Raw genomic sequence first — 18,871 nt, 5'->3', positions numbered from 1 at the left:
TTCTGGGTCCGGTTCTGGTCAATGCACGACGCGCTGGATCACCGAGATCAGCTTTTCCGGGTCGAACGGCTTGACGATCCAGCCGGTGCCGCCCGCGGCCTTGCCCTGGTCGCGCTTGTCCTGGCTGGTTTCGGTGGTGAGGATCAGGATGGGCAGCGAATTGTGCTGGCCGGTGGCGCGTACGTTCTTGATGAACTCGATTCCGTCCATGACCGGCATGTTGATATCGGTGATCACCACGTCGACGCTCTCGGCCTTGAGCAGGTCGAGCCCCTGCTTGCCGTCCTCGGCCTGCAGCACTTCGAAACCCGCATTGGACAGCGTGTGATGCAGCATGGCCAGGATGGTTCGCGAATCGTCCACCGTCAGTACGCGCAAGGTCATTGTCTCATCATCCCTGAAAACTGGGCGCCGAGGCCCAGCCGCTCGATCGCGGCGAGCATGGCCGCGCTCGGCGTCGCAATGCCGAAGTCAAAATGGTTTCTCCGGGCCGTTTCGGCGGCGCTGACCAGCAGCAGCAGCGCATTGGTCGACACGCGCTCCACCCCGCCCGCATCCACCAGCACCGCGCCTTCGTCCAGCGCCTCGGCGAGCTGGTCGCGGATCGCGTCGATGGCGTCGAGATCGATGATCGCTGGCAGCGCCACTGCTCTTGTGCTTTGCTTGGCCATGACGGCTCGCCCCCGGAGTCCCTCTCCGCCCGGCATATTCAGCGCCAACGGTTTAAGAAGTGCTAACTATGCCCCGTCCCCGAAGGGGCCAGGCGCGCCAGTGGCGCGACTGGAGAGGCATAGGCCCGGAGCGCCACGCTCGCAGGGCTGGCCCCCAAATGCCGGCGACCGCCCCAGCCCTCATCCACCAACAAGGCCTTGGCCGCTTGAAAGCCTTGCCCCCGCCCCGCCGCGGCGCTATCGCATCCCCGACACTTGGATCGGAACCGCCATGCCTCCCAAAATCGCCCTGACCGGCCTTGCCCGTGACCTCGCTGCCCGCGCCGCCGAGGGCAAGACCATTCGCGTCGGCGTCATCGGCTCGGGCGAGATGGGCACCGATCTCGTCACCCAGATGAGCCTGATGCCGGGCATCGACATGGCCGCCATCGCCACCCGCCGGCCCCATACCGCGCTCGACGCCATGAAGATCGCCTATGACGGCGACGCTTCCATGGGTCGTATCGCCGACAGCCCCGCCCAGGCCAGTGCCGCCATCGAGGCAGGCAAGATCGCCGTCACCTCCGCCGAAACCCTGGTCACCACGCCTAATATCGACGTCGTCATCGACGCCACCGGCAAGCCGGGCGTCGCCGCCGACTACGATCTGCTTGCCATGGAACATGGCAAGCATCTGGTGATGATGAACGTGGAAGCCGACGTCACCATAGGCCCCTATCTGAAGGCCCAGGCCGACAGGCTGGGCGTCGTCTATTCGGTCGGCGCGGGCGACGAGCCGAGCTCCTGCATGGAGCTGATCGAATTCGTCTCCGCCCTGGGCCTCGACATCGTCGCCGCCGGCAAGGGCAAGAACAATCCCTTGAAGCACGACGCCGTGCCCGACGATTACCATGAGGAAGCCACGCGCCGGAACATGAACCCGCGCATGCTGGTCGAATTCGTCGATGGCTCCAAAACCGCCGTCGAAATGACCGCCATCGCCAATGCCACCGGCCTCCTCCCCGACGTGCCCGGCATGCACGGCCCCGCCACCAATCGCGAGGACATGGCCAAGGTCCTGATCCCCAAGGCCGATGGCGGCATCCTCAATTCCTCCGGCGTCGTCGATTTCACCATCGGCAAGGGCGTGGCGCCCGGCGTCTTCGTCATCGTCAAGGCCGAACATCCCCGCATCATCGAGCGCATGGACGATCTCCATATCGGCCATGGGCCCTATTACGCCTTCTTCCGCCCCTATCACCTGACGAGCCTCGAAGTCCCCCTGACCTGCGCCCGCATCATGCTGACCGGCAAGCCCGACATGGTGCCCCTGCCCCGTCCGGTGGCCGAAGTCTGCGCCGTCGCCAAGCGCGACCTCAAGCCGGGCGACGCTCTCGATGCCATCGGGGAGACCTGCTACCGGTCCTATGCCATGAAAGTCACCGATGCCCAGGCCCTTGGTGCCCTGCCGGTCGGCCTGCTCGAAGGCGGCAAGGTGACGGCGCCGATTTCCAAGGGCGAATTGCTCACCAGCGCCAATACCCGGCCCGATACCAGCACCCGGCTCTATGCCCTGCGCCAGGAGCAAGACCGGATGCTCGGCTACTAGCCGCGCCTATTCCCCGTCGATTTCCTCGACCAGCGGCAGCGGATAGCGGCTGCGCGGCGGCAGGCGATGCACGATCACCCCCACCAGCACCAGCAGCGTGCAGGCGAGGAAGAGGACGGCGAATAGCGTCAGCGGCTCGACCGGCCCGGAATAGGCCAATAGCGGCACCGCCGCGGCGGGCGGATGGGTCACTCGCAGCACCAGCATGATCAGCATGGTCAGCCCCACGCAGAGCGTCGCCAGCCACCAGGGCTCGGGCACGACCTGCATGGCCAGCACCGCCATGATCGTGCCCACCAGATAGCCGGCGAAGATATTGATCGGCTGCGCCCCCGGCGATTCGGGCTGGCTGAACATCAGCAGCGCCGTGGGCGCCAGCGGCGCCAGCAGCAGCGGCAGCCCGGTCACCGCCGAAAACCAGCCGATCAGGGTGACGCTGGCCGTGGTTCCGGCGACGGATTTGGCATGAATGCGCCAGTCATGGCGTGGCTCGTGGCGGGCAATATATCGGGAAAGCAGCGGATGCATGATGGAAACGGCGCGGGGCGGGACCGCCTGCCTATATAGGCCGCCCCACCCCGAGGCGAGCCCCGGCGGCCATTTATCTCGCTCCGGTGCTGGCGGCTTGCCTTCGCCATGGGCATGGCGTATTTGCTGACTAGATTTATCAGGATAAGACATGACCGAGACCATCGATCCGCGCGCGGCCCGGCGCGTCCGCCACGACACCCGCCTGCGCCTGCTGACGGTCACCGCAATCACCGACATCACCCCGCTGATGCGCCGCATCCGCCTCGAGGGCGATCTGGAAGGCTTTGCCTCGCCCGGTCATGCCGACCACATCAAGGCCTTCTTCTTCCCCGAGGGCGTGACGCCCCTGCTGCCGCCCATCGGCCCGAACGGCGCTGAATTCCCGCCCGGCACCAGGCCGGAGATGCGCGATTACACCCCGCGCTTCTGGAACATCGCCCAGGGCTGGATCGAGCTCGACTTCGTGCTGCATGGCGATGGTCCCGCCGCCAGCTGGGCCGCCGCCGCGGCGCCGGGAAAAACCCTGGTGATCGGCGGCCCGCGCGGCTCGCTGGTCATTCCCATGGCCTTCGACTGGTATCTGCTGGCCGGCGACGAAACCGCCCTGCCCGCCATCGGCCGCCGCATCGAGGAATTGCCGGCCGGCGCCAGGGTCCTCGCCCTGATCGAGGTCGACAATGCCGCCGAGGAGCAGCGTTTCGACACCGAGGCCGATCTCACCCTCACCTATCTGCATCGCAACGGCGCTCCCGCCGGCACCACCAGCCTCGTGCTCGACGCCGCCCGCGCCGCAAGGTTCCCCGAGGGCGTCGCCTATGCCTATATTGCCGGCGAAGTCGGCATGGCCAAGTCGGTCCGCGCCCATCTCACCGAAAGCCGCGGCTTCAATCCCGAATATGTCAAAGCCGCCGGCTATTGGCGCCTCGGCGTCGCCGACGCCCATGAGGATCACTGATCCGCCCAACCGTCATTGCCCGGCGCGTCCGGGCAATCCACCTGCATGGCCACCCCCGGCCCCGATTGACAATCCGGCGCGGCGGCGGCAATTCTGTTCCCGAAAAGTTCTCGCTTTGAGGCGCCGGGATGGACGATCTGCTGCCCCTGTCAATCCTGGGATTGGCCCTGCTGCTCGGCCTTCTGCGCCTGCTGACCCGGCAGCGGCGTTCGACGCCCATCGATGCCTCAGACCAATTGCGCATCGTCATGCGCTCCCGCTTCGACAGGCAGCGTCTGCTCTCCCGCGCCGAATTCGACCTCTTCCGCACCATCGAAGCCCATCTGCCGAAATGCGGCCCCGGCTATCGCCTCATGGCGCAGACCAGCATGGGCGAAATCCTCTCCTCCCCCGACACCGAAGCGTTTCGCTGCATCAATTCCAAACGGCTCGACATGCTGATCATCGACACGTTCGGCTTCCCCATCCTGGCCATCGAGCACCAGGGCAATGGCCATTTCCAGGGCGACGCCCCGGCCCGCGACGCCGTCAAGCGCGAGGCCCTGCGCCGGGCCGGCGTGGAATATCTGGAGATTTTCGGCCACCACCAGCCAGCCGAAATCCGCCAATTGGTCACCGCCGCCATCCAGCGCGGCAAACCACCCTCGGCGCCGGCGGCAATCGCCCGCTGAAGAGGAGGGTCCTAGGGAGGGGGCCATAGCTGAACCACTCCCACCCCCGGATCGTCACCCTCGGCCTGACCCGAGGGCGTTTGCGATGCACCCAAAAACAGAGAAACCTCGGGTCAGGCCAGAGGGTGACGATCCGCATTGGCTTTGATGCTCTTTTGCCTCTCTCACCCTCAAGAGGGAGAGAGCGAAGCTGGGAGGGTGCCGGCAGGCACGATGAACGGCGCCCCCAAACCCACCCGCTATTGCGGCTGCCCGCCCACGAACTGCACCGCGGCCACGCCCCCCTCGATGCCCTTTTTCAGGCAGGTCTCATGGCTTTCGCCATCCATCAGGGCGGCGATGAAACCGGCTGCGAAGGCGTCGCCCGCCCCGGTGCTGTCCACCGCCTTGACCAGCGGTGCCGGCAGGCTGAGCGTCACGCCCGCCCGATCCCCCAGCGCCGCGCCGAACCGACCGCGCTTGATCACCACATGGCCGAACTGGCCACCGAGATCGGCCAATTGCGCATCGAGATCGGCATGGCCGCCCAGCATTTCCGCTTCGCTCTCATTGGCGAAGAGCCAGTCGGCCGGCCCCACCCAGTCGCGGAACCGGCCCGGCCCCACTTCGTCGAGAAAGCCGGTCGAGGCCGGGTCGATGGCAATCGCTGTGCCGCGCGCCCGCGCCGCCGCCAGCAGCCTTTGCACCGCCTTGCGCGGCCCGGCGGCAAAGAAGCTGTAGCCGGACACGAGGACCAGCCCGACCCCGTCCAGCAGCTCTTCCGCCAAATCGGCGCCCGACAGGTGCAGATTGGCGCCCCTGTCGGTCAGGAAACTGCGCTCGCCGCCCGGATCCACCAGCGTCACCAGCACGCCCGAGGGCATCTCGTCATCGCCCGCCAGGACCGGGACGACGCCGCGGCCCCGGAAATAGTTCTCGTACATGGCGCGGTCGCTCGTGCCCACCCGGGCCGCGAACAGCACCTCCACCCCGGCAGCGGCCAGCCACACGGCCTGGTTCGCCCCCGAGCCACCCGGCCTGTGACGGATTTCCGCGCGCCGGTCCGAGCCGATGACCAGGGGACCCTCGGGGCGCACGATGATATCGGTCATCACATCGCCGACGACCAGGACCCGAGCGCTCATGCGCGCTTTCCGGCCAGGGCCACGGCGATATCGGCCGCCACTTTCGCGTTGTTCTTGACCAGCGCGATGTTGGATTCCAACGACTTGCCGCCGGTCAATTCGAACATGCGCTGCAACAGGAACGGCGTCGCGGCCTTGCCCTTGATCCCCTGCGCATCCGCATCGGCCAGCGCCTGTGTGATGAAGCCCTCGATGGCCGAAGCCTCCCAGGCATCTTCCTCGGGAATGGGATTGGCGATCAGCACGCCCCCCATGCCGAGATCGGATTGAATGGTCAGCATCCGCGCAATCCCTGCCGCGTCATCGAAGCGCTGGTCCACCTTGTGCCCGCTTTCCCGCGCCCAGAAGGCAGGGAAGTCGTCGGTGCCGAAACCGAGCACCGGCACGCCATTGGTCTCCAGCACTTCCAGCGTCTTGGCGATGTCGAGGATCGACTTGGCGCCGGCGCAGATCACCGCCACCGGCGTGCGGCCCAGTTCCTCGAGATCGGCGGAAATGTCGAAGCTCGCCTCGGCCCCCCGATGCACCCCGCCAATGCCGCCCGTGGCGAAGATTTTGATGCCGGCCAGGGCCGAGATCTGCATGGTGGTGGCCACGGTCGTGCCGGCCATGACGCCGTTGGCGAGCAGGCTCGCCATGTCGCGCCGGCTGGCCTTGGCCGCCTTGTGGCCTTCCCGGGCCAGCACTTCCAGGTCCTCGCCGGAAACGCCCACCTTGAGCTTGCCGTCCATGATGGCGATGGTCGCCGGCACCGCGCCATTGGCGCGCACCACGTCCTCCACTTCCCGCGCCATGCTCAGATTCTGCGGATAGGGCATGCCATGGGTGATGATGGTCGATTCCAGCGCCACCACGGGCTTGCCGGCCGAAAGGGCACCCGCGACCTCGGGCGAAAGGGAGAGATAGGATTGCACAGACATGGAAAACTCCGAAAGAGGGGGCCCGGCCGCCGTCGCGGCAGGCGATTTGCCCCGCTTGTGCGCCCGCGCAACACCGGGGTCAAGTGCTGCGGGGAATGTGTAACAATCCCTTGTAGCCCCCCGGTTTTGGCGATAATTTGCCCGCCATTGATGAGGGAAAGGGCACTTCGCTGACCACGTCCATTGTTGATGGTGCGCCCCGCGCGCCTCGATGTGCGCCCGGCTCCGGGCAGATTGCAGCGAATTTGCCGGCCGCCTCCGGGCGCGACGCCGGCGCCCTGATTCAGTTTCCGTTTTCCACCATTCCGGGTTCTCAAAGATGAGCCCCCGGGGCTGAGCCGCGGCTCTTTCCGCGGAAGGGCGCCTCGCGCGTCGAACCGGCCGTCCATAAGGACGCCACTTGCCTCCATCCGGTCCCCACAGGAGACTACCAACATGAAAAAGTCGCTCGCCATTGCCCTGGGCGCTCTGCTGGCCGCCAGCCCCGCCATCGCCCAGGAGGAGCCCGTCCTCAACGTCTATAATTGGTCCGATTACATCGCCGAGGACACCATCGCCAATTTCGAGGCGGAGACCGGCATCAAGGTCAATTACGATGTCTACGACACCAACGAGATCGTCGACGCCAAGCTGCTCGCCGGCAATTCCGGCTACGACATCGTCGTGCCCTCGGGCAATTTCCTCGAACGCCAGATCAAGGCCGGCCTGATCCTGCCGCTCGACAAGTCCAAGCTGACCAATCTTTCCAATCTCGATCCCGCCGTCATGGCCACCGCCACCGCGCAGGATCCCGACAATGCCCATGCCGTGCCCTACATGATCAACACGATCGGCCTGGGCTATAACGCCGCCAAGGTGGAGGCCGCACTCGGCGCCGACGCCCCCATCGACAGCTGGGACCTGCTGTTCGATCCCGAAATCGTCGGCCAGCTCGCGTCCTGCGGCGTCGCCGTGCTCGACAGCCCCTCCGAGGTCATGGGTATAGCGCTCCACTATCTCGGCCTCGATCCCAATTCGGAATCGAGCGAGGACCTGACCAAGGCCGAGGAATTGATGAACTCCATCAAGCCCTCGATCCGCTATTTCCATTCGTCCCAATATATCGATGACCTGGGCAATGGCGAGATTTGCCTGGCGCTGGGCTATTCGGGCGACGTCTTCATCGCCTCCGACAATGCCGCCGAGGGCGTCGAGATCGAGTATCTGATCCCCAAGGAAGGCGCGGCGACCCTCTTCGACTTCCTGGCCATTCCCGCCGATGCTCCCCATCCGGACAATGCCCACAAGTTCATCAACTACATCCTCGAGCCCGAGGTGGTCGCGGCCATCACCAATTACGTCTACTACGCCAATCCCAACCTGCCGGCGCTGGAATTCGTGGACGAGGAAGTCAAGTCCAATCCGGGCATCTATCCGCCCGCCGAGACCATCGAGAAGGCCTTCGTGATGCAGGCGCACACGCCCGATTACGAAGAGACCTTGACCCGCACCTGGACCCGCATCAAAACGGGCCAGTAAGTCTCAACAAGGGGCGGCACCGAGCCGCCCCTTCACTCTTTCGGGCAGAGCGCTCATGGCAAAGAAACCGCAATTGGCTATCGACACCCGCCCCTGGCGCGATAGTGCCAACAACAAGCCCTTCGTGCGTATTCGCAACGTCACCAAGAAATTCGGCGACGTCTCGGCGGTGCATGACGTCTCGCTCGATATCTACCGCTCCGAGCTCTTCTGTCTCCTGGGCGGGTCCGGCTCGGGCAAGTCGACGCTGCTGCGCATGCTGGCCGGCTTCGAGACCCCCACCTCGGGCATCATCGAGATCGACGGCCAGGACATGACCGACGTGCCGCCCTATAACCGGCCGGTCAACATGATGTTCCAGTCCTATGCGCTCTTCCCGCATATGTCGGTGGAACAGAACATCGCCTATGGCCTCAAGCGCGACCACCTGCCCAAGGCGGAGATCGACGCCCGCGTCGCCGAGCTTCTGGCCCTGGTCAAGCTCCAGGATTACGGCAAGCGCAAGCCCCACCAATTGTCCGGCGGCCAGCGCCAGCGCGTCGCCCTGGCCCGCGCCCTCGCCAAGCGGCCCAAGCTCCTGCTGCTCGACGAACCCCTCGGCGCGCTCGACAAGAAGCTGCGCGAGGAGACCCAGTTCGAACTGGTCAAGATCCAGGAACAGCTCGGCGTCACCTTCATCGTCGTCACCCACGACCAGGAAGAGGCCATGACCCTGGCCACCCGCATCGGGGTGATGAACCAGGGCGAGATCGCCATGATCGGCGAGCCCACCGACATCTACGAATTCCCCAATTCCCGCTTCGTCGCCGGCTTCATCGGCTCGGTCAACATGGTGGAAGGCACCGTCACCGAGGACGAGCCCGATCACGTGCGCATCCGCTCGGCCGAGCTGGGCTGCGACATCTATGTCGGCCACGGCGTCGATTGCGCCCCCGACCAGATCCTGTGGTGGGCCATCCGCCCCGAAAAGATGGCGCTGTCCCGCGAAAAGCCGGAAAACCCCTTCAACGCCAATGTCACCACCGGCATTGTCGAGGAAATCGCCTATCTCGGCGATATCTCGGTCTATCAGGTCGCCCTCGAAAGCGGCAAACGCATCCGCGTCAGCCAGACCAACAATGTGCGCGGCAATCCCGACGCCATCACCTGGGACGAACAGGTCTTCGTCACCTGGGACGACAATGCCGGCTCGGTGCTGACGGTATGACGGCAAGGCACGAAATGGCCGCAGGCCACCTCTCCCTCTGGGGGAGAGGTCGGCGCGCAGCGCCGGGTGAGGGGGCCTTCCGCTCGCTCACTTGCCGAAAGGCCCCCTCACCCCAACCCTCTCCCCCCAGGGAGAGGGCGCGCATCGCGTTCGCCACCGGCAGCGGAGCACAATCATGACCAACACCCACGAGCCCACCTATCCCCCGCCGCGCCGCCTGCGTCCGTGGAACGCGGTGGAAAAGCGCCTGGCCAGGGTCGGCATTACCGGGCGCATGCTGGTGCTTGCCGCGCCGCTGCTCTGGCTGCTGGTCTTCTTCCTCATTCCGCTTTTCGTGGTCTTCGGCATTTCCCTGGCCACCAAGCAATTCGGCCGCCCACCCTTTTCCCCACTGCTGACCAGCGAGGAAGGCACGGTGCAGCTCACGCTGCACCTCAACAATTACATTCGCCTCTTTACCGACAATCTCTATGTCGCGGCCTATCTGTCCTCGATCCGCATTGCCTTCATCGCCACCATCATCACCCTGCTGATCGGCTATCCCATGGCCTATGCCATTGCCCGCGCCCCCGGGCCCTGGCGCAATATCCTCCTGATGCTGGTCATCCTGCCCTTCTTCACCTCGCTGCTGCTGCGCGTCTATGCGCTGACCGGCTTCATGCGCGGCAACGGCGTCATCAACCAGTTTCTCGGCCTGTTCGGCATCGAGCCCCTGGTGATGATGCAGACCGATTTCGCCGTCTATGTCGGCCTGGTCTATACCTACCTGCCCTTCATGATCCTGCCGCTCTATACCAATCTGGTGAAGCTCGACGCCTCCCTGCTCGAAGCCTCGGCGGATCTGGGCGCGCGGCCCGTGCGCACCTTCCTCTCGATCACCCTGCCGCTGTCCCTGCCGGGCATCGTCGCCGGCTCCATGCTGGTCTTCATCCCGGCCATCGGCGAATTCGTCATTCCCTCCCTGCTCGGCGGGCCCGAGACCCTGATGATCGGCCGCGTGCTCTGGGATGAATTCTTCTCGGCTACCAATTGGCCCCGCGCCGCCGCCGTGGCCGTGGCCATGCTGGTCGTGGTCGTCGTGCCCATCATGCTCTTGCAACGCGCCCAGGGCGCCGTGGTGGAGAAGTAATATGCTGCGTCGTGGCTGGTTTCTGCCCATTGCCGCCGTTCTCGGCTTCGCCTTTCTCTATGCGCCCATCGTCAGCCTGGTCCTGTTCTCGTTTAACGAGAACCGCTTGGTCACCGTCTGGACCGGCTTCTCGCTCAAATGGTACGGCGAATTGTTCCGCGATCCGCAGATGATCAATGCTGCCATTTTGAGCCTGCAGATCGCCGCCATCGCCGCCACCATCGCCCTGGTGCTGGGGACCCTGGCCGCCGTGGCGCTGGTGCGCTTCCGCCGCTTCCGCGGCCGCACCCTGTTCTCCGGCATGGTCTCGGCCCCCCTGGTCATGCCCGATGTCATCACCGGCCTCTCCCTGCTACTGCTCTTCGTGGCCATGGAGAGCATGCTGGGCTGGCCGCAGGGTCGCGGCATCCTCACCATCGTCATTGCCCACGCCACCTTCTGCACCGCCTATGTCTGCGTGGTGGTGCAGTCGCGCCTCTCCGATTTCGACCGGAGCCTGGAAGAGGCCGCCATGGATCTCGGCGCCTCGCCCGTGCGCACCTTCTTCGATATCACCCTGCCCATCATCGCCCCGGCCCTGGTCTCGGGCTGGCTGCTCGGCTTCACCCTGTCGCTCGACGACCTGGTCATTGCCAGCTTCGTCTCCGGCCCCGGGTCGTCCACCCTGCCCATGGTGATCTTTTCCAAGGTCCGCCTCGGCGTCTCCCCCGACGTCAATGCGCTCGCCACCATCATTATCGGCATCGTGGCCATCGGCGTGCTGATCGCCACCATCATCCAATTGCGCGCGCGCCCCAAGAAGGCGCGCGCCTAGTCGCAATATCACCGCTCCTTGCCACCCTCCCCTTGCGGGGAGGGCAGCACAGCTTGGCCCGAAGGGCCTTAGCGACGCTGGGAGGGGGCGGGAGCCCCCACGTTCGAGCGTAAGATTCCCCCAACCCTCTCCGCAAGGGAAGGGTACGATCACGTACCGGGCAATGCCCTCCAAATCTTTCGTGACTAGACAGGTCCGGAAATCGGGCGCACACTTCCCCCATGTTCAACCAATGCAAAGGAGGTGATCCAGTGTCTTATGAGATTTTGGCTCTTGAGGAAGGTCTGGGTTTTCGTGTGTTGACTGGGAGTGATCTCGGCTAACAAGCACACACCTCCTGGCCCTCAAGGCCGATAAACTCAGGGAAGGGCCGCTCGCAGGAGTGGCCCTTTTCTGTTTCTTTTGTCCCGAAAGATCGGAGACCTCATGGTGAGTTTGTCGAACCACGAGGTCGGGAACGCCGAAAGCCTGACGCTCCCGTCAAATGCGAGACGTTTTGGCGTCCTCGTGCCGCTCCAGACTTGACGGAACCCCCGCGCCCGTTGATATCCCTGCCGACCTGTTCAATGGAGGCAGCAATGCCCGCGGCCAACTTCGTCCTGACCCTGTCCTGTGCCGACCGCCCCGGCATCGTCGCCGCCATCACCACCGAACTGGCGGCCCTCGGCGCCAATATCGCCGAAAGCAATCAGTTCTGGGACAGGGAAACCGGCCGCTTCTTCATGCGCCTGGCCTTCACCGCCCCCGAGGGCGTCAGCCGGGAAACCATCGAAAAGGCGCTGAAATCGCCCATCGAGCGCTTCGAGATGAAGACTGCGCTCGCCGATTCCGCCCGCCGCCGGCGTATCGTCATCATGGTCAGCAAATTCGACCACACCTTGCTGCACCTGCTCTACCAGATCCGCGTCGGCTGGCTCGATGCCGAGGTCGCCGCCATCATCTCCAACCATGAAGATGCGCGCAGGATCGCCGAGGATGCCGGCATCCCCTATCATTACCTGCCGGTCAGCAAGGACACCAAGGCCGCCCAGGAGGCCCAGGTGCTCGACCTGGTCAAATCCAGCGGCGCCGATCTCGTCGTCCTCGCCCGCTACATGCAGGTGCTCTCGGACAATCTCTCCACCCGGCTTTTCGGCCAGGTGATCAATATCCACCACTCGTTCCTGCCCAGCTTCAAGGGCGCAAAGCCCTATCACCAGGCCCATGAGCGCGGCGTCAAGATCATCGGCGCCACCGCCCATTACGTCACGCCCGATCTCGACGAAGGCCCGATCATCGAGCAGGAAACCGCCCGCGTCACCCACGCCATGAGCCCCGATGACCTCGTCGCCGCCGGCCGCGACATCGAAAGCCGCGTCCTCGCCCGCGCCGTCAAACTCCACCTGGAAAGCCGCGTCATGCTCAACGGCAAGAAAACCGTGGTTTTCGGATAGAATTCATCAAGCCCTGAGGCTCCTGCGCCCCCTCGCCCTTCCGGGGAAAGGGCAGCGTCGCCTGGCGCGTAGCGCCTGGCAGAGCCGGGTGAGGTCTACTGATGTTTCAGCTCAGGCGTGAGACGCTCCAGGCGCGATGCCTCACCCCTCAAGCCGCCTCGACCGGCAATTCTTCCAGATTCAGCGAATCCGCCAGGCTCGTCCGGTCCAGCACCGCCCGCGTCGCCAGCGTCACCCGCTCGAACACGTGGCGGATTTCGCAGGAACTCTCGTCCTGGCAATCGGCGCATTTGCGATAGGCGATCTTGGAGAGGCAGGGCAGAGGCGCGATCGGTCCGTCGATCAGCCGCAGCACTTCCCCATACATGATCTCTTCGGGCGCCTTGACCAGTTCATAGCCGCCCATGCGGCCGCGCCGGCTGGTGACGAAGCCGGCGCGCTTGAGCTCCAGCAGGATTTGTTCGAGGAATTTCTTGGGGATCGCCTGTTCGCGCGAAATTTCCCCGATCATGCGACTTTCCCCGCGCCCGGCCCGCGCCAGTGAAACCAGCGCGCGCAGAGCATATTTGGCCTTCTGCGAAATCATCTCTTCCCCTTGCCGCCCCGCTCCCTTGGTTCCGGCTCGACCGACGGCACGACGACCTCTACAGCTTCGCTTTCCGCATTGCCATCCCTATCGCCATCCGCATCCGCCGCCGCTTCGGCCGCGGCGGCCGGCTCGGCTTCGGCCATTGTTTCCGCTTCGGCCTCGGGCACGACCGGACCCGCCCTGTCGCGCAGCACCGCCGGAATATCATCCCAATCCGCCTCCGCCGCGTCCGGCACGTCTGCGACATCGGCATCCGCGGCACTCCCGGACACCTCTTCGGTAGCCTCCGTCACGACCTCGAGACTGGCCGGCGGCACCGCCATCTCCGCCGCCGGGTCCGCCTCGGCCGGCGCTGCCGCTTCCACCGTCACCAGCGGCGCATCGACCGTGGCGATATCGGCCGGCTCCGCAACGGCCATGGGTTCCAGCGCCACCACGACCGGCGCCTCGCTCCTTGCCACCTGCGCCAGAATATTCTCCGCCACGGGCAGTCTCGGTCCCGCCTCGGCCCGCAGGAAGGCCAGGATGCCCCGGCCGATTTCTTGCTCGCCACGAATGACCGTCGAGGCGCCGAGCCCGCGCAGGAAGCTCTCCTCCTCCTCCGAATAGGCCCGGGCGATGATGGAAATATCGGGATTGAGCCTGCGCCCGCTCTCGCAGACCGAACCAGCCTCGAAGCCATTGGAAATGGCCACCAGCAGCGCCCGCGCCGCGGGCAGATTGGCCAGTTTCAGCACCTCGGCCTGCGCCGCATTGCCGAACACCACCTCGAACCCTGCCGCCCGCGCCGCGGCCACGTCATGGTCGGAATCCTCGATCACCACCAGGCCGCCGCCATCGTCCTTGATGCCGGCAGCGACGATCCGGCCCACCTGCCCATAGCCGACCAGCACGATATGCCCCTGCTGCACCGAGGGCTCGGCGCTGTCGTCGTCGGCGCCCGGCGCGCCGCGATCCACCGCGCCCGTGCCCGGCATGTCGGTCACCGCCGGCCCCTGCGCGGCCATGGACGGCTCCAGCGGCTCGGTGACCAGCGGCTCCATGCGCCGCCCGCCGAAACGCTCGTCCAGCCCCGGCCGCATGCGATCGGTGACCCAGAAGACCAGCGGGTTGAGCACGATCGAGATCAGCGCTCCGGCCAGGATCAGGTCCTGCCCGTCCCGCGGCAGGATGGCGAGCGCCATCCCCATGCTGGCCAGGATGAAGGAGAATTCGCCGATCTGCGCCAGCGAGGCCGAAATGGTCAAAGCCGTGCCCAAGGGCCGGCGGAACAGCAGCACGATGCCGAAGGCGGCCAGCGATTTGCCGATGACGATGATGAACACCGTCGCCAGAACCGCGAAGGGCTGCTCGACCAGGATCATCGGATCGAACAGCATGCCCACCGAAACGAAGAACAGCACCGAAAAGGCGTCGCGCAGCGGCAGCGTTTCATTGGCCGCGCGATGGCTGAGCTCGCTTTCGGAGAGGATCATGCCGGCAAAGAACGCTCCCAGTGCCAGCGACACCCCGAACAGGGTGGCCGAGCCCAGCGCCACGCCCAGCGCGATGGCCAGCACTGCCAGCCGGAACAATTCGCGGCTGCCGGTATGGGCCGTGGCATGCAGGGCAAAGGGAATGATCCGCCGCCCCACCACCAGCATGAAGCCGACAAAGGCGGCCACCTTGACCAGGGTGATCGCCAGCACGCCCCAGATGCCGATCGAGGTGCCCAACAGCCGCTCGACAAAGGAGACGAAGGGATCGTGAAGGCCGGTCTCGGCGCCATAGAGCCCGGCAATGGCCGGCACCAGCACCAAAGCCAGCACCATGGCCAGGTCTTCCACGATCAGCCAGCCCACGGCGATGCGGCCGCGCTCGCTCTCGATCAGCCGCCGATCCTGCAGCGCCTTGAGCAGCACCACGGTGGACGCCACCGACAGCGCCAGCCCGAACAGCAGCGCCCCACCCAGCGACCAGCCCAGCATCAGCCCCAGCCCCGCGCCGAGCAGCGTCGCAAAGCCGATCTGCACCACGGCGCCCGGAATGGCCAGGGCCCGCACGCTCATCAGGTCCTTGAGCGAGAAATGCAGCCCCACCCCGAACATGAGGAGGATCACCCCGAGTTCGGCCAATTGCGCGCCCAGGTCCTGGTCGGCGACGAAGCCGGGCGTATAGGGCCCCACCAGGATGCCCGCGAACAGATAGCCCACCAGCGGCGGCAGCCGGAACCGATTGGCGATCATGCCGAAAATATAGGCCAGCACCAGACCCGCGACGATCGTGGAGATCAATGGGGTATCATGGTGCATGCGCGCCTCCGGGATCTGTCTGTTCAGGATGGGCCAAGAGAAAACCGAGCGCAAGCGCCTCAGGCGCTGCGCAATCTCTATAGGTCATATCAAGTTTGACTGAACTGAGGCTGAACGGCTTATGGACGTCAGCATCGATTGGGCGGCTCCATCCCACCCTCCCCCTTGAGGGGAGGGTAGCGCAGCTTGGCCGCAGGCCTAGCGAAGCTGGGAGGGGGTGCTGCGGCTTCGCTGGAATGGTGTGTTACGACGGCAGGCAGACACCCCCACCCGAGCGCCGCTAGGGCCCTTCGGGCCCAAGCTCTGCTTGCTCTCCCCTCAAGGGGGAGGGTGCCGGGCCGGTGGCCTTGGCGCGATCCCGCCCACACGCGATGCAGCACCTCCCTCTCAACGGGGGAGGATGGAAGGGGGTGCGAGAGCCCCGATACTGCGCATGGGCGACCAAGGAAGGGCCCCGCACCCCCTCAGCTCACGATCGTGATCTTCTCCGCCGCCCGCGTGATCCCCGTATAGAGCCAGCGCGCCCGTTCCTCGCGGAACACGAAGCTTTCGTCGAACAGATAGACATTGTCCCATTGGCTGCCCTGCGCCTTGTGCACGGTCAGGCAATAGCCGAAGGTAAACTCGTCGAATTGCCGCCGCTCCGGCCAGCTCATGGCGTCCTCCTCGCCCGAGAAGAAGGCCTTGTGGGTCAGCACGCGGGTTTCCCCCTTGCCCTCGTCATCGGCCAGCAACAGCGAATATTTCCCGTTGCTGCGCCGCGTCACTTCGGTGACGATCCAGATCTGCCCGTTGAGCAGGCGTTTGCGCGGATTGTTGCGCAGGCACACCATGCGGTCGCCCATGACCGGCTCGTGGAAGGGCAGGCCCTTCAATTCGCGCAACCGATCATTATAGGTCAGCCGCGTCTTGTTGCGCCCCACCAGCACCTGGTCGGCTTCCAGCACCGCGCCGCGATCCACCGCGTCGCGCCCGACCACCAGGCTTTCCCCATAGCGCCCATGCTCCAGCCGCCCGCCCTCGCGCACCGCCATGGATAGCTGGATGATCGGATTGTCCGCCGCCTGGCGATGGATTTCGGTCAGCATGATGTCGGGCTCCTCGTTGATGAAGAACCCCGCCCCCTGCACCGGCGGCAATTGGAACGGATCGCCCAGCACCAGCACCTTCACCCCGAAGGACAGCAGGTCCGCCCCCAATTGCTCGTCCACCATCGAGACTTCGTCGATGACGATGAGATCGGCGTCGGCCGCCGGGCTTTCCGGGTCGAGCACGAAGCGCGGCTCGCCCTCCTTCTCGCTCACCAGCGTATAGATCAGACTGTGAATGGTCTGCGCGCCCTTGCAGCCGCGCTTGCGCATCACCATCGCCGCCTTGCCGGTAAAGGCGGCATATTTCACCGAGCGCACGTCCTGGGCCAGGTGCACCGCCAGCGTCGATTTGCCGGTCCCCGCCCAGCCGAACAGGCGGAACACCTGAGGCCCGTTGCGATCCTTGAGCCAGGCCGAAACCGCCACCAGGGCCGCATCCTGCTGGCTCGACCAGACCGGCGCCATCAGGTGAGCCTGGTCGAAACCGTGCCGACCCCTTCGATGGCCCCGTCCAGCACGTCGCCACGCACCACCGCACCCACGCCGGCCGGCGTGCCGGTCATGATCAGGTCGCCCGGTTCCAGCGCCACGAAGCGGCTGAGATAGGCAATGGTTTCCGGCACGGTCCAGATCTGCTCCGCCAGATCGCCGCGCTGCCGCTCGACGCCGTTGACGTCCAGCGTGATCGCGCCGCGCGCCGGATGCCCAATCTCCTCGGCCCGCGCCAGCGCGCCCAGGGGCGCGGATTGGTCGAACCCCTTGGCAAAGGTCCAGGGCCGCCCCGCCTTCTTGGCAATGGCCTGCAGATCCCGCCGCGTCATGTCGAGCCCGGCGCCATAGCCGAACACATGCTCCAGCGCCGCGCTCTCGGCAATGTTCTTGCCCGCCTTGCCGATGGCGACGACCAGCTCGATCTCGTGGTGCAGGTCCGCCGTCTCGGGCGGATAATCCATGTCCGCGCCCCCGATCAGCACCGCGTCTGCCGGCTTGTCGAAGAAGAAGGGCGGCTCGCGCTCGTCATTGCCCATTTCGCGGATATGCTCGGCATAGTTCCGCCCCACGCAATAGAGGCGCCGCACCGGAAAAAAGCCCCCGCCCCTGACCGGGACGAGCACGGGTTCGGCGGCGGGAAACACCAGGTCAGCCACGCTTGAAATCCTCCGCATAGGGCCCGATCAGGTCCATGTCGATCTTGCCCAGCCGGTCCTGCGCGGTGAACGACTGGTGCCAATAGGGATAGAGCAGCGGCGGCAGGCTGGCCTTGTCGAGCCGCGCCCTCTCCTCGGCGCTGAGCACCAGCTCGGCCGCCGCGATATTGTCGGCAAACTGCTTCTCGTTCCGCCCGCCGATGATTACCGAGGTCACGCCCGGCCGGCCGAGCAGCCAGCTCAGCGCCACCTGCGCGCCCGACACGCCCCGCTCTTCGGCAATGGCGACGATTTCCTCGATGACGGCGTAGAGCTTGTCCCAGTCATAGACCGGCGGCTCGCGGAACCCGCCTACATGCCGCCCGCTCTCCGGCTCGCTGTTCCGCCGATATTTGCCCGACAGCAGCCCGCCCGCCAGCGGCGACCAGACCAGGATGCCCAGGCCCTGGTCCTGGCTGATCGGCACCAGTTCATATTCGGCGTCGCGGCTATGCAGCGAATAATGGATTTGCTGAGAGACGAAGCGGGCATTGTGGCTTCTGTCGGCGGCCATCAGCGCCTTCATGATATGCCAGCCCGAATAATTCGAGCACCCGATATAGCGCACATGCCCATGCCGCACGAGCATGTCCAGCGCCTCCATCGTCTCCTCGATGGGCGTCTGCCCATCCCATTCATGCACCTGGTAGAGATCGATGACGTCGGTCTTGAGCCGCTTCAGGCTCGCCTTGCACTGCTCGACGATATGGTGGCGCGACAGGCCGCTCTCGTTCGGCCCCGTGCCCATCTTGAACCGCACCTTGGTGGCGACCAGCGCCTTCTGCCGCCGCCCGTTCTCGGCCAGGATTTGGCCCAGGATTTCTTCCGACACCCCGGCATTGTAGACATTGGCCGTGTCGTAGAGATTGATCCCGGCATCGAGACACATATCCACCTGCCGCGCCGCATCGGCACGACTGGTATTGCCCACCTTCTCGCTGCCGCCGAACGTCATGGTCCCCATGGTCATCACCGAGACTTTCAGCCCCGAACGGCCGAGATTGCGGTATTCCATGGATTCCTCCTTTGTTCCGGTCAGCAAGCGCTAAAGGATGCAATGCGCCGGGTCAATTGCCGAGCGCGCCAACCACCGCCTCCGTCACCCTCCCCTTGCCCCGACCCCTTGCCCAAGCTAGGCCAATGCGAGCCCTC

17 protein-coding genes and 1 pseudogene are annotated in these 18,871 nt (G+C 65.4%); 8 read left to right on the top strand and 10 right to left on the bottom strand.

From position 1 onward, the window contains the following. Positions 1 to 18: 18 nt before the first annotated feature. Positions 19 to 384, bottom strand: coding sequence for a response regulator (locus tag A3840_RS03085; RefSeq protein ID WP_067451667.1), 366 nt, complete (start codon positions 382 to 384; stop codon positions 19 to 21). Beyond that, entirely contained in the window at positions 381 to 671 is a 291-nt protein-coding gene (locus A3840_RS03080) for an STAS domain-containing protein (protein WP_067451664.1), read from the bottom strand. Before A3840_RS03080 ends, A3840_RS03085 begins: the two co-directional genes overlap by 4 nt. A gap of 271 nt (positions 672 to 942) precedes the next feature. Between A3840_RS03080 and A3840_RS03075 the strand changes: the two genes are divergently transcribed. Then, the gene (locus A3840_RS03075; protein ID WP_067451662.1) at positions 943 to 2,259 is read left to right on the top strand and encodes an NAD(P)H-dependent oxidoreductase; all 1,317 of its coding nucleotides are present in this window, start codon (positions 943 to 945) and stop codon (positions 2,257 to 2,259) included. 6 nt (positions 2,260 to 2,265) lie between these two features. Here the strand turns inward: A3840_RS03075 and A3840_RS03070 are convergent, their stop codons facing one another. Continuing rightward, positions 2,266 to 2,787, bottom strand: a complete 522-nt coding sequence (locus tag A3840_RS03070) for an HPP family protein (RefSeq protein ID WP_067451659.1) — start codon at positions 2,785 to 2,787, stop codon at positions 2,266 to 2,268. Positions 2,788 to 2,938: 151 nt separating this feature from the next. Here A3840_RS03070 and A3840_RS03065 point away from each other — a divergent pair, with 151 nt between their 5' ends. Together A3840_RS03065 and A3840_RS03060 are read left to right on the top strand one after the other, a co-directional pair. Next, entirely contained in the window at positions 2,939 to 3,745 is an 807-nt protein-coding gene (locus A3840_RS03065) for a siderophore-interacting protein (protein WP_067451655.1), read from the top strand. Between the two features lie 128 nt (positions 3,746 to 3,873). Then, complete coding sequence (locus tag A3840_RS03060; RefSeq protein WP_067451653.1) at positions 3,874 to 4,416, top strand: DUF2726 domain-containing protein; 543 nt, start codon at positions 3,874 to 3,876, stop codon at positions 4,414 to 4,416. Between the two features lie 239 nt (positions 4,417 to 4,655). Here A3840_RS03060 and A3840_RS03055 read toward each other — a convergent pair whose 3' ends face one another. Together A3840_RS03055 and A3840_RS03050 are read right to left on the bottom strand one after the other, a co-directional pair. Beyond that, positions 4,656 to 5,540, bottom strand: a complete 885-nt coding sequence (locus A3840_RS03055; protein WP_067451650.1) for a carbohydrate kinase family protein — start codon at positions 5,538 to 5,540, stop codon at positions 4,656 to 4,658. After that, the gene (locus A3840_RS03050; RefSeq protein ID WP_067451647.1) at positions 5,537 to 6,460 is read right to left on the bottom strand and encodes a pseudouridine-5'-phosphate glycosidase; all 924 of its coding nucleotides are present in this window, start codon (positions 6,458 to 6,460) and stop codon (positions 5,537 to 5,539) included. The genes A3840_RS03055 and A3840_RS03050 overlap by 4 nt, the downstream gene beginning before the upstream one ends. A 435-nt stretch (positions 6,461 to 6,895) precedes the next feature. Here A3840_RS03050 and A3840_RS03045 point away from each other — a divergent pair, with 435 nt between their 5' ends. From A3840_RS03045 to purU, 5 genes are all read left to right on the top strand, one after another. Beyond that, a complete protein-coding gene (locus A3840_RS03045; protein WP_067451644.1) occupies positions 6,896 to 7,978 on the top strand; it encodes a polyamine ABC transporter substrate-binding protein in 1,083 nt (360 codons plus the stop codon). Positions 7,979 to 8,033: 55 nt separating this feature from the next. Beyond that, complete coding sequence (locus A3840_RS03040) at positions 8,034 to 9,185, top strand: ABC transporter ATP-binding protein (RefSeq protein ID WP_067451641.1); 1,152 nt, start codon at positions 8,034 to 8,036, stop codon at positions 9,183 to 9,185. A 274-nt stretch (positions 9,186 to 9,459) separates the two neighbouring features. Further along, the gene (locus A3840_RS03035; RefSeq protein ID WP_067451733.1) at positions 9,460 to 10,314 is read left to right on the top strand and encodes an ABC transporter permease subunit; all 855 of its coding nucleotides are present in this window, start codon (positions 9,460 to 9,462) and stop codon (positions 10,312 to 10,314) included. Between the two features lie 4 nt (positions 10,315 to 10,318). Further along, a complete protein-coding gene (locus tag A3840_RS03030; RefSeq protein ID WP_082903612.1) occupies positions 10,319 to 11,128 on the top strand; it encodes an ABC transporter permease subunit in 810 nt (269 codons plus the stop codon). 578 nt (positions 11,129 to 11,706) lie between these two features. Further along, positions 11,707 to 12,561: a formyltetrahydrofolate deformylase gene (gene purU / locus A3840_RS03025; RefSeq protein WP_067451635.1), complete on the top strand. Its 855-nt coding sequence runs from the start codon at positions 11,707 to 11,709 to the stop codon at positions 12,559 to 12,561. Between the two features lie 148 nt (positions 12,562 to 12,709). Here the strand turns inward: purU and A3840_RS03020 are convergent, their stop codons facing one another. The 5 genes and pseudogenes from A3840_RS03020 to A3840_RS03000 form a co-directional block, all read right to left on the bottom strand. Then, positions 12,710 to 13,147 (bottom strand): RrF2 family transcriptional regulator, encoded by a 438-nt coding sequence (locus A3840_RS03020; protein ID WP_067451633.1) that lies wholly within the window; start codon positions 13,145 to 13,147, stop codon positions 12,710 to 12,712. A 524-nt stretch (positions 13,148 to 13,671) separates the two neighbouring features. Next, positions 13,672 to 15,441, bottom strand: a pseudogene (locus tag A3840_RS03015) (cation:proton antiporter domain-containing protein); the annotation flags it as partial. Positions 15,442 to 15,905: 464 nt separating this feature from the next. Further along, complete coding sequence (locus A3840_RS03010) at positions 15,906 to 16,997, bottom strand: ATP-dependent DNA helicase (RefSeq protein ID WP_067451627.1); 1,092 nt, start codon at positions 16,995 to 16,997, stop codon at positions 15,906 to 15,908. Then, positions 16,997 to 17,680, bottom strand: a complete 684-nt coding sequence (locus A3840_RS03005) for a fumarylacetoacetate hydrolase family protein (protein WP_067451624.1) — start codon at positions 17,678 to 17,680, stop codon at positions 16,997 to 16,999. The genes A3840_RS03010 and A3840_RS03005 overlap by 1 nt, the downstream gene beginning before the upstream one ends. Next, on the bottom strand, positions 17,673 to 18,734 hold the full coding sequence (locus A3840_RS03000) for an aldo/keto reductase (RefSeq protein ID WP_067451731.1): 1,062 nt from the start codon (positions 18,732 to 18,734) through the stop codon (positions 17,673 to 17,675). The genes A3840_RS03005 and A3840_RS03000 overlap by 8 nt, the downstream gene beginning before the upstream one ends. Between the last annotated feature and the right edge of the window lie 137 nt (positions 18,735 to 18,871).

It is taken from the genome of Devosia elaeis (genome assembly GCF_001650025.1).
Taxonomy (GTDB): domain Bacteria; phylum Pseudomonadota; class Alphaproteobacteria; order Rhizobiales; family Devosiaceae; genus Devosia; species Devosia elaeis.
Note: the sequence above shows the minus strand (reverse complement) of the source record. Positions and strands in the feature narration are given on the sequence as shown.